The sequence below is a fragment of the Mycobacterium sp. genome (assembly GCF_035653355.1).
Classification (GTDB): Bacteria; Actinomycetota; Actinomycetes; order Mycobacteriales; family Mycobacteriaceae; genus Mycobacterium.
Genome location: NZ_DASRBZ010000208.1, coordinates 1 through 7,576, shown reverse-complemented (window position 1 = coordinate 7,576; position 7,576 = coordinate 1). Strand labels below are relative to the sequence as shown.

General features: G+C 64.6%; 9 protein-coding genes. 4 read left to right on the top strand and 5 right to left on the bottom strand.

What is annotated here, in order from left to right:
• The 3 genes from VFA16_RS07100 to VFA16_RS07090 form a co-directional block, all read right to left on the bottom strand.
• A partial coding sequence (locus VFA16_RS07100; protein WP_324967132.1) for an SDR family NAD(P)-dependent oxidoreductase occupies positions 1-298 on the bottom strand: 298 nt, incomplete at its 3' end.
• On the bottom strand, positions 299-1,513 hold the full coding sequence (locus tag VFA16_RS07095) for a cytochrome P450 (protein ID WP_324967131.1): 1,215 nt from the start codon (positions 1,511-1,513) through the stop codon (positions 299-301).
• Complete coding sequence (locus tag VFA16_RS07090) at positions 1,510-2,136, bottom strand: TetR family transcriptional regulator (RefSeq protein WP_414687658.1); 627 nt, start codon at positions 2,134-2,136, stop codon at positions 1,510-1,512. Before VFA16_RS07090 ends, VFA16_RS07095 begins: the two co-directional genes overlap by 4 nt.
• 179 nt (positions 2,137-2,315) lie before the next feature.
• On the opposite strand from VFA16_RS07090, the gene VFA16_RS07085 reads away from it, so the two are divergent.
• From VFA16_RS07085 to VFA16_RS07070, 4 genes are all read left to right on the top strand, one after another.
• Positions 2,316-3,785, top strand: coding sequence for an aldehyde dehydrogenase (locus VFA16_RS07085; protein ID WP_324967130.1), 1,470 nt, complete (start codon positions 2,316-2,318; stop codon positions 3,783-3,785).
• Positions 3,786-3,865: 80 nt separating this feature from the next.
• Entirely contained in the window at positions 3,866-4,615 is a 750-nt protein-coding gene (locus VFA16_RS07080) for an SDR family oxidoreductase (protein ID WP_324967129.1), read from the top strand.
• Entirely contained in the window at positions 4,612-5,463 is an 852-nt protein-coding gene (locus VFA16_RS07075) for an NAD(P)-dependent oxidoreductase (RefSeq protein ID WP_324967128.1), read from the top strand. The genes VFA16_RS07080 and VFA16_RS07075 overlap by 4 nt, the downstream gene beginning before the upstream one ends.
• A gap of 8 nt (positions 5,464-5,471) precedes the next feature.
• Positions 5,472-5,909 (top strand): carboxymuconolactone decarboxylase family protein, encoded by a 438-nt coding sequence (locus VFA16_RS07070; RefSeq protein WP_324967127.1) that lies wholly within the window; start codon positions 5,472-5,474, stop codon positions 5,907-5,909.
• On the opposite strand, the gene VFA16_RS07065 is transcribed toward VFA16_RS07070, so the two are convergent.
• Both VFA16_RS07065 and VFA16_RS07060 read right to left on the bottom strand, forming a co-directional pair.
• The gene (locus VFA16_RS07065) at positions 5,906-6,508 is read right to left on the bottom strand and encodes a TetR/AcrR family transcriptional regulator (protein ID WP_324967126.1); all 603 of its coding nucleotides are present in this window, start codon (positions 6,506-6,508) and stop codon (positions 5,906-5,908) included. The genes VFA16_RS07070 and VFA16_RS07065 overlap by 4 nt on opposite strands.
• 20 nt (positions 6,509-6,528) lie before the next feature.
• A partial coding sequence (locus VFA16_RS07060; RefSeq protein WP_324967125.1) for a cytochrome P450 occupies positions 6,529-7,576 on the bottom strand: 1,048 nt, incomplete at its 5' end.

The following is a 7,576-nucleotide window of genomic DNA, read 5'->3' as shown; positions in this document are numbered from 1 at the left end:
AATAGGTGTCTCCGGCGCCGGCGACGAGTAGCTCGATCTCGCCGAGTTGTTCGGTGGCGCGGTGCACGAAGCCCTTGACCGACTCAGGGTCGGTGACGTCGAGGTGGAGTGCGACCGCTTCGCCACCTTGCTTTTGGATCTGGTCGACGATCTGCTCGCATTTCTCGACCCGACGGGCTCCCAGCGCGACCGGGAAGCCGCGAGCCGCAAGTTCCACCGCGGTGGCTGCCCCGATGCCCGACGAAGCACCGGCCACGATGGCGGGGCGCCGCTGCGGATGCGGTTCGAAGCGCGGCATTTAGGCGACCTCCACGCTGATCGGCAGATAGGCGAAGCCGCGTACGTTGCTGGAATGCACCCGCACGGCGTTGTTTTCGTCGATCGCATAGCCGCGGATGCGGTTCAGTAGTTCTTCCAGCGCCACCCGGCCCTCCATCCGGGCCAAATGCGCTCCCAGGCAGAAATGCGCGCCGCTGCCGAAACTGACGAGCTTGGAACCGATTTCGCGCTCGATGCGGTAGTCGTCGGGGTCGGGGAAAACCCGGTCGTCGCGGTTGGCCGAGCCTGGCAACAACAACAGCACGTCCCCTTCGGGGACGGTGGTGCCGTACATCGTGAGGTCGTGCGCCACAGTGCGGGCCAGGATTTGGCTGGAGGTGTCGTAGCGGAGTGTCTCTTCCACCCACAGCGGAATTTTGGTGTGGTCGGCGAATAACTGCGCCAACTGGTCGGGGTTGCGTGCTGCCCAATAGACGGCGTTGCCGAGCAGCTTGGTGGTGGTCTCATTGCCGGCAATCACCATCAGGAACAGGAACGCCAGTATCTCCTCGTCGGTGAGCCGGTCGCCGTCGATCTCGGCCTCCAGCAGCGCCGAAGTCAAGTTGTCGGATGGAGTTTTCTTGAAGTCGGCGATCAGCTCGGTGTAGTAGGTCATCAAATCGATCGACGCCTGCACCGCGCTTTGCGGAACGTCAGCCAGGCCCTCCTCGCGGTGCAGCACCCCGTCGGCCAACGCACGGATCCGGGGCCGGTCGGGCTCGGGCACGCCCATCAGCTCCGAGATCACGTCCATTGGCAGCTTGCCGGCGAATTCGGCGATGAAATCGAAACTTTCGGATTGCAGGGCAGCGTCGAGATGGGTCTTGGCAAGTTCGCGTACCCGTGGCTCCAGTTCGCGGATCCGCCGCGGGGTGAAGCCTTTCGACACCAAGGTGCGCAGCCGAAGATGCCCGGGGTCGTCCATGGCCAGGAACGACATCACCTTGTGCGCATCGGCACTACGAGAAACCGGATCCAGCGAAACGCCGTACGCGTTCGACAGCGCGGTGCTGTTGCGGAACCCTTGCAGCACATCGTGATGACGCGACAACGCCCAGAACTTCAGCTCGTCATTGCGGTACAGCGGAGCCTCGTCCCGCAGCCGCCGGTAGTACGGGTACGGATCCTCGTGGAAGTGGTAATCGTAGGGGTCGAGCACCAGTTCGTCGGGGCGATCGCCCACCTGTACGGTCATCGATCTTCTCCATTGGATTGCCCGGGCAGGATCATGCCGACCACGTAGGCGAGCCGGTCTGCGATCTGGTGGTAGGTGAAGGCGCCGCTGCCGGCCTGAACCAGCGCGCCGAAAAACGTCATCTCGAGCGCCGCCACGGTCCGCGGGTCGGCGTCGGGTCCGATGGCAGAGGTGATCCGGCGATGAATCTCTCCGCCGATCCGGTCGCGCACCTTGCGCACCGCCGGATCAGCGCCGCCTCCCAGCAGCGCCGTCGTGCATGCGGCGGCGACTTCCGGTTCGTCGGCGACTACCAACGCCAAGTGCCGCAACGCCTTGTCCACCCGGACCGGCATCGGCTCGTTGACGTCGGTGAAGTAGGGCACCTGGCGCACCAAGTCCAGATACACCTCGGCGATCAGATGGTTCTTCGACGAGAAATAGGTGTAGGCGGTCGCCGGAGCCACTTTGGCCCGAGCGGCCACCGCGCGCACCGTCAGATCCGCGTAGGACTTCTCCCGCAACGTTTCGATGCCGGCGGCCAGCACCTTGCGGAAGGTCTCCTCTTGGCGGCGGTTGCGCGGCGCCTCCCCGGGATGGCCATCCGGCTGGGAAGTGATCGCGACCACTGCATCGCTGGACACCTGTCCAAGCTATCCGATAGGTGCGCAGCGAAGCAAGTGGCATCGGATAAACCCTTGATAACTAGGCAGCGGCCGACGTGTTTGACGTCGGACCTTGCACCAGCGCCGACCCGGCAGCTATGGTTCGACTGGACTATTTCGGACAACTGTCCATTATTGTGGCGAGGCGGGAGCGTGCGATGGCGTTACTGGCAGACGGGGTAAGTGCCCTACTCATCGACGGCAAACTCTCGGCCGGCAGCGCCGGAACCTTCCCGACCATCAATCCGGCGACCGAGGAAGCGCTCGGCGGCGCGGCCGACGGCAGCGCCGAGGACATGAGCCGCGCAATCGAGGCGGCGCGGCGGGCCTTCGACGAAACCGACTGGTCCCGCAACACCGAATTGCGGGTGCGATGCGTGCGCCAGCTGCGCGACGCACTGCGCGAGCACATCGAAGAACTACGCGAAATCACCATCGCCGAGGTCGGCGCGCCGCGGATGCTCACCGCCAGCGCCCAGCTCGAGGGACCAGTCAACGACCTGTCGTTCTCCGCGGACACCGCCGAGGCATACCAGTGGAACCAGGATCTCGGTGAAGCGGCGCCGATGGGCATCCCGACCCGGCGCACCATCGCACGGGAAGCCGTCGGCGTGGTCGGGGCGATCACCCCATGGAACTTCCCGCACCAGATCAACCTGGCCAAGCTCGGGCCGGCGCTGGCAGCGGGAAACACCGTCGTCCTCAAACCGGCGCCCGACACACCGTGGTGTGCCGGCGCGCTCGCCGAGCTCATCGCCGAGCACACTGACTTTCCACCCGGCGTCGTCAACATCGTCACCTCGAGCGATCACAGCTTGGGCGCACAACTGGCCAAAGACCCACGGGTGGATATGATTTCGTTCACCGGATCGACCGCCACCGGCCGAAGTGTGATGACGGACGCCGCTGCCAACATCAAGAAAGTGTTTTTGGAACTGGGCGGTAAGTCGGCGTTCGTGGTGCTCGACGACGCCGACATGGCCAGTGCATGTTCGGTGTCGGCGTTCGCGGCCTCCATGCACGCCGGCCAGGGCTGCGCTATCACTACCCGGCTGGTGGTGCCGCGGGTCCGCTACGACCAGGCGGTGGGAATTGCGGCCGCCACCATGGGCTCGATCAAACCCGGCGACCCCAACGATCCCGGCACGGTGTGCGGGCCGCTGATCTCGGCTCGGCAGCGTGACCGAGTGCAGGGATATCTGGATCTGGCTGTCGCAGAGGGCGGTTCGTTCGCCTGCGGCGGTGGCCGGCCGGCAGACAAGTCGAGCGGCTTCTTCATCGAGCCGACCGTGATCGTCGGGCTCACCAACGACGCCCGGCCCGCCCGCGAGGAAATCTTCGGTCCGGTGCTCACGGTGATCGCCCATGACGGCGACGACGACGCGGTGCGCATCGCTAACGACTCGCCGTACGGCTTGTCCGGGACTGTCTACAGCGCCGATCCGGAACGGGCGGCCAACGTGGCGGCGCGGCTGCGGGTCGGCACGGTCAACGTCAACGGCGGCGTGTGGTACTCCGCCGATGCGCCGTTCGGCGGCTACAAGCAATCCGGTATCGGACGCGAGATGGGGTTGGCCGGTTTCGAGGAGTACCTCGAGACCAAACTCGTCGCGACAGGGGTGCAATGACGAGCGCCGAGTGGCCACTTATCACACGGTTTTTCGCGAGAAGCGTGCAATAAGTGGCCGCTCGGCCGGAGAGGAAGACAATGCGATTCGACAACAAGGTGGCCATCGTCACCGGCGCGGCGCAGGGCATCGGCCAGGCATACGCCCAAGCGCTGGCCCGCGAAGGGGCCGCGGTGGTGGTCGCCGACATCAACGCCGACGCCGCCCAGGCTGCGGCCAAGCAGATCGTCGCCGACGGCGGCAAGGCGATCCATGTGCCGGTCGACGTCTCGGATCCGGATTCGGCCAAGGCCATGGCCGACGCCACGGTGGCGGAGTTCGGCGGCATCGACTATCTGGTCAACAACGCCGCCATCTACGGCGGCATGAAACTCGACCTGCTGCTGACTGTGCCGTGGGACTACTACAAGAAGTTTATGAGCGTCAACCTCGACGGCGCGTTGGTCTGCACCCGTGCGGTGTACAAGAAGATGGCCAAACGCGGCGGCGGCGCGATCGTCAACCAATCCTCGACCGCGGCGTGGCTGTATTCGAATTTCTACGGCCTGGCCAAGGTCGGCATCAACGGGCTGACCCAGCAGTTGTCCCGCGAGCTCGGCGGTATGAACATCCGCATCAACGCGATTGCGCCGGGCCCGATCGATACCGAGGCCACCAAGACCGTCACGCCCGGCGAGATCGTCCAGGACATGGTCAAGCAGATCCCGCTCTCGCGCATGGGCACACCCGAGGATCTGGTCGGCATGTGCCTTTTCCTGTTGTCCGACCAGGCGTCCTGGATCACCGGCCAGATCTTCAACGTCGACGGCGGACAGATCATCCGGTCATGAGCCAGGATTTAAAGCTCGGCTATATCGGGCTGGGCAACATGGGTGCGCCGATGGCCCGGCGCCTGGTCGAGTGGCCCGGTGGGCTAACGGTTTTCGACATCCGCACCGAAGCCATGACGCCGCTGGCCGAAGCCGGTGCCATGCTGGCTGACAGCGTCGCCGACGTTGCCGACGCCGATATCATCAGCGTCACAGTGCTGGACGATGCCCAGGTGCGCGAGGTAGTCGGTGAGCTGGCACAGCGGGCCAAGCCTGGCACCGTCATTGCGATCCACTCCACGATCAGCGACACTACAGCGGTCGAATTGGCCAACGAGCTGGAACCGCAAGGCATCCACATCGCCGACGCGCCTGTCAGCGGCGGCGGTGGCGCCGCCGGAAAGGGTGAATTGGCCACCATGGTGGGCGCCGAGCGGGAAGTCTACGAGCGGATCAAGCCGGCGTTCAAGCAGTGGGCATCACTGGTCATCCACGCCGGCGGACCGGGTGCCGGTACGCGGATGAAGTTGGCGCGCAACATGTTGACGTTCACCTCGTACGCCGCGGCATGCGAGGCCATGAAACTGGCCGAGGCCGCCGGCCTGGACCTGCAAGCGCTTGGTCGGGTAGTCCGCCACACCGATGCGCTCACCGGCGGCCCGGGGGCGATCATGGTAAGAGACGACATGAAACCCCTTGAGCCCGACCACTTCTTGTATGAGCCGTTCCTGCACACCCGCGGGCTCGGGGAGAAGGATCTGAGCCTGGCGCTGGGGCTGGGTGAGGCGCTGTCGGTGGAGCTGCCACTGGCCAAAGTCGCGTTGCAGCGATTCGCGGACGGGCTTGGGCTGCCGCACTCGAACGAATAGGAGAAACCATGGACGAGTTGCGCCGCAAGGGCCTGGCGAAGATGAACGAGGTCTATGGCTGGGAGATGCCCAACGTCGAGGGCGACGCATACTTCGACCTGACTGTTGATCACCTGTTCGGCACCATTTGGACCCGGCCGGAGCTGTCGATGCGGGATAAGCGCATCATGACGCTGACGGCGGTGACCGCGATCGGAAATCGCGACCTGGCCGAGATCCAAATCAACGCGGCGCTACTCAACGGCGAACTCACCGAGACTGAACTGAAGGAGATGGCCGTCTTCCTCACCCAGTATCTAGGGTTCCCGCTGGGGTCAGCGCTCAACGGTGCCGTCGACGCTGTGGTGTCAAAACGCAAGAAGGCGGCGGCAAAGGGTGCCGGAGAAGACAAGAAGGCCAACGTCGACGCCGCGTTGAAGATGCACACCGGCAAGTCGCTGGATTAACGCCGACCGTCGGTCACTGCTGTGCCGACCCAACGACGCAGGTAGTCGCGCAAGTTCTTGCCGCGGCGGGGCGGCCGGCCGGGATCGATGACGAACGACTGGATGATGCGCAGCAAGTGCTCGGTCAGATCGGCCAGGTCGGCGTCGGTCAAACCCACTGCAGACCAGTCGATGTCGAACCGGCGCAACATCGAATTGGCGAATTGCAGGGCGACGTCGGAGGTGACCTCCGAGGTGTATGCGTTACCGCGGTCTGGCGCCAGCAGCAGACTGATGTGTTTGTCGGCGGGCAACCACTCCAGGGTGGTGGCGATGGCTTCGGTGACCGCTTCCACAGGATCGGTGATCCCCGACAAGTGGGCAGCCAACCGGTCGAGAAAGCCCGTCGCCGCATGGGTTGCCGCCGCCTGTAGTAGGGCGTCGGTGCTGGGGAAGTACCGGTAGACCGTCTGCCGGGTGACGCCCAGCGCACGCGCCACGTCGGCGATGCTGAAGTCGGCGCCGCGGCTATCGATGGCGTTACTGGCGGCGGCCAGGATCCGGGAAACGGCCTCGTCGTCAGTGGCTGGCGCTGCGCCCGCCCACCCGTGGGTACGCACGCCGGAATCCTATGGTGCGGCTACCCGTGGTAGGCGACCTGCAGGTCCTTGATGCCGTTGATCCACCCGGATCGAAGCCGCGTCGGCTCTGCCAGTTTGGTGATGTTAGGCAATTGGTCGGCGATCTCGTTGAAGATCAGCTTGATCTCCATGCGCGCCAGGTTGGCGCCGATGCAGAAGTGGGCGCCGTTTCCGCCGAATCCCAGGTGCGGGTTGGGATCGCGCAGCACGTTGAATTCGAAGGGGTTCTCGAAAACCTCTTCGTCGAAGTTGGCTGAGCTGTAGAACAATCCGGCTCGCTGGCCCTCGCGGATCGTGATGCCCCCGACCTCGACGTCCTTTCGGGCGGCGCGTTGGAAACAATGCACCGGCGTTGCCCAGCGGACGATCTCGTCGACGGCAGTATCGGGTCGTTCTCGCTTGTAGAGCTCCCACTGCTCGGGATAGTCGGAAAATGCGTTGATGCCGTGCGTCATGGCATTGCGGGTTGTCTCGTTCCCGGCGACGGCCAGCAAGATGACGAAGAACGCGAATTCGGTGTCACCCAGCGATTCGCCGTCGACGTCCGCCTGGACCAGCCTGGTCACGATGTCGTCGGCCGGGCAGCGGCGACGCTCCTCGGCCATGTTGTAGGCGTAGCCCATCAGCTCCGCGTTAGCGGTCGTCGGATCGCTGTCGAAGTCGGGGTCGTCGGTGTTCATGACGGAATTGGTCCAGGCGAACAGCTTTTCGCGGTCGGCTTCCGGAACCCCGATCAGGTCGGCGATCGCCAGCAGCGGCAGTTTCATCGCGATGTCGTCGACGAAGTTGCCGGTTTCCTTCTCGGCTGCGGCGCGCACGATGTCATGGGCGGCGTGGGCCAGTTTTTCCTCGAGTCCGGCCACCGACCGCGGCGTGAAGAGCCGGGAGACCAGCTTGCGCAGCCGGGTGTGCTCGGGTGGATCGTGATTGATCAATAACGCCTTGGTTAGTTCGAGCTGCTCAGCGGTCATGCCTTCGGGGAACCGCATGACGACGCCGTTTTCGTTGGTGGACCACAGGTCGGTGTCGCGTGAGATCTCTTTGATG

Bases quoted from the DNA above. Each gene is read 5' to 3' on its own strand.
- VFA16_RS07085 (WP_324967130.1), top strand. From the start codon at position 2,316: ATGGCGTTACTGGCAGACGGGGTAAGTGCCCTACTCATCGACGGCAAA.
- VFA16_RS07070 (WP_324967127.1), top strand. From the start codon at position 5,472: ATGGACGAGTTGCGCCGCAAGGGCCTGGCGAAGATGAACGAGGTCTAT.
- VFA16_RS07095 (WP_324967131.1), bottom strand. From the start codon at position 1,513: ATGACCGTACAGGTGGGCGATCGCCCCGACGAACTGGTGCTCGACCCC.
- VFA16_RS07080 (WP_324967129.1), top strand. From the start codon at position 3,866: ATGCGATTCGACAACAAGGTGGCCATCGTCACCGGCGCGGCGCAGGGC.
- VFA16_RS07075 (WP_324967128.1), top strand. From the start codon at position 4,612: ATGAGCCAGGATTTAAAGCTCGGCTATATCGGGCTGGGCAACATGGGT.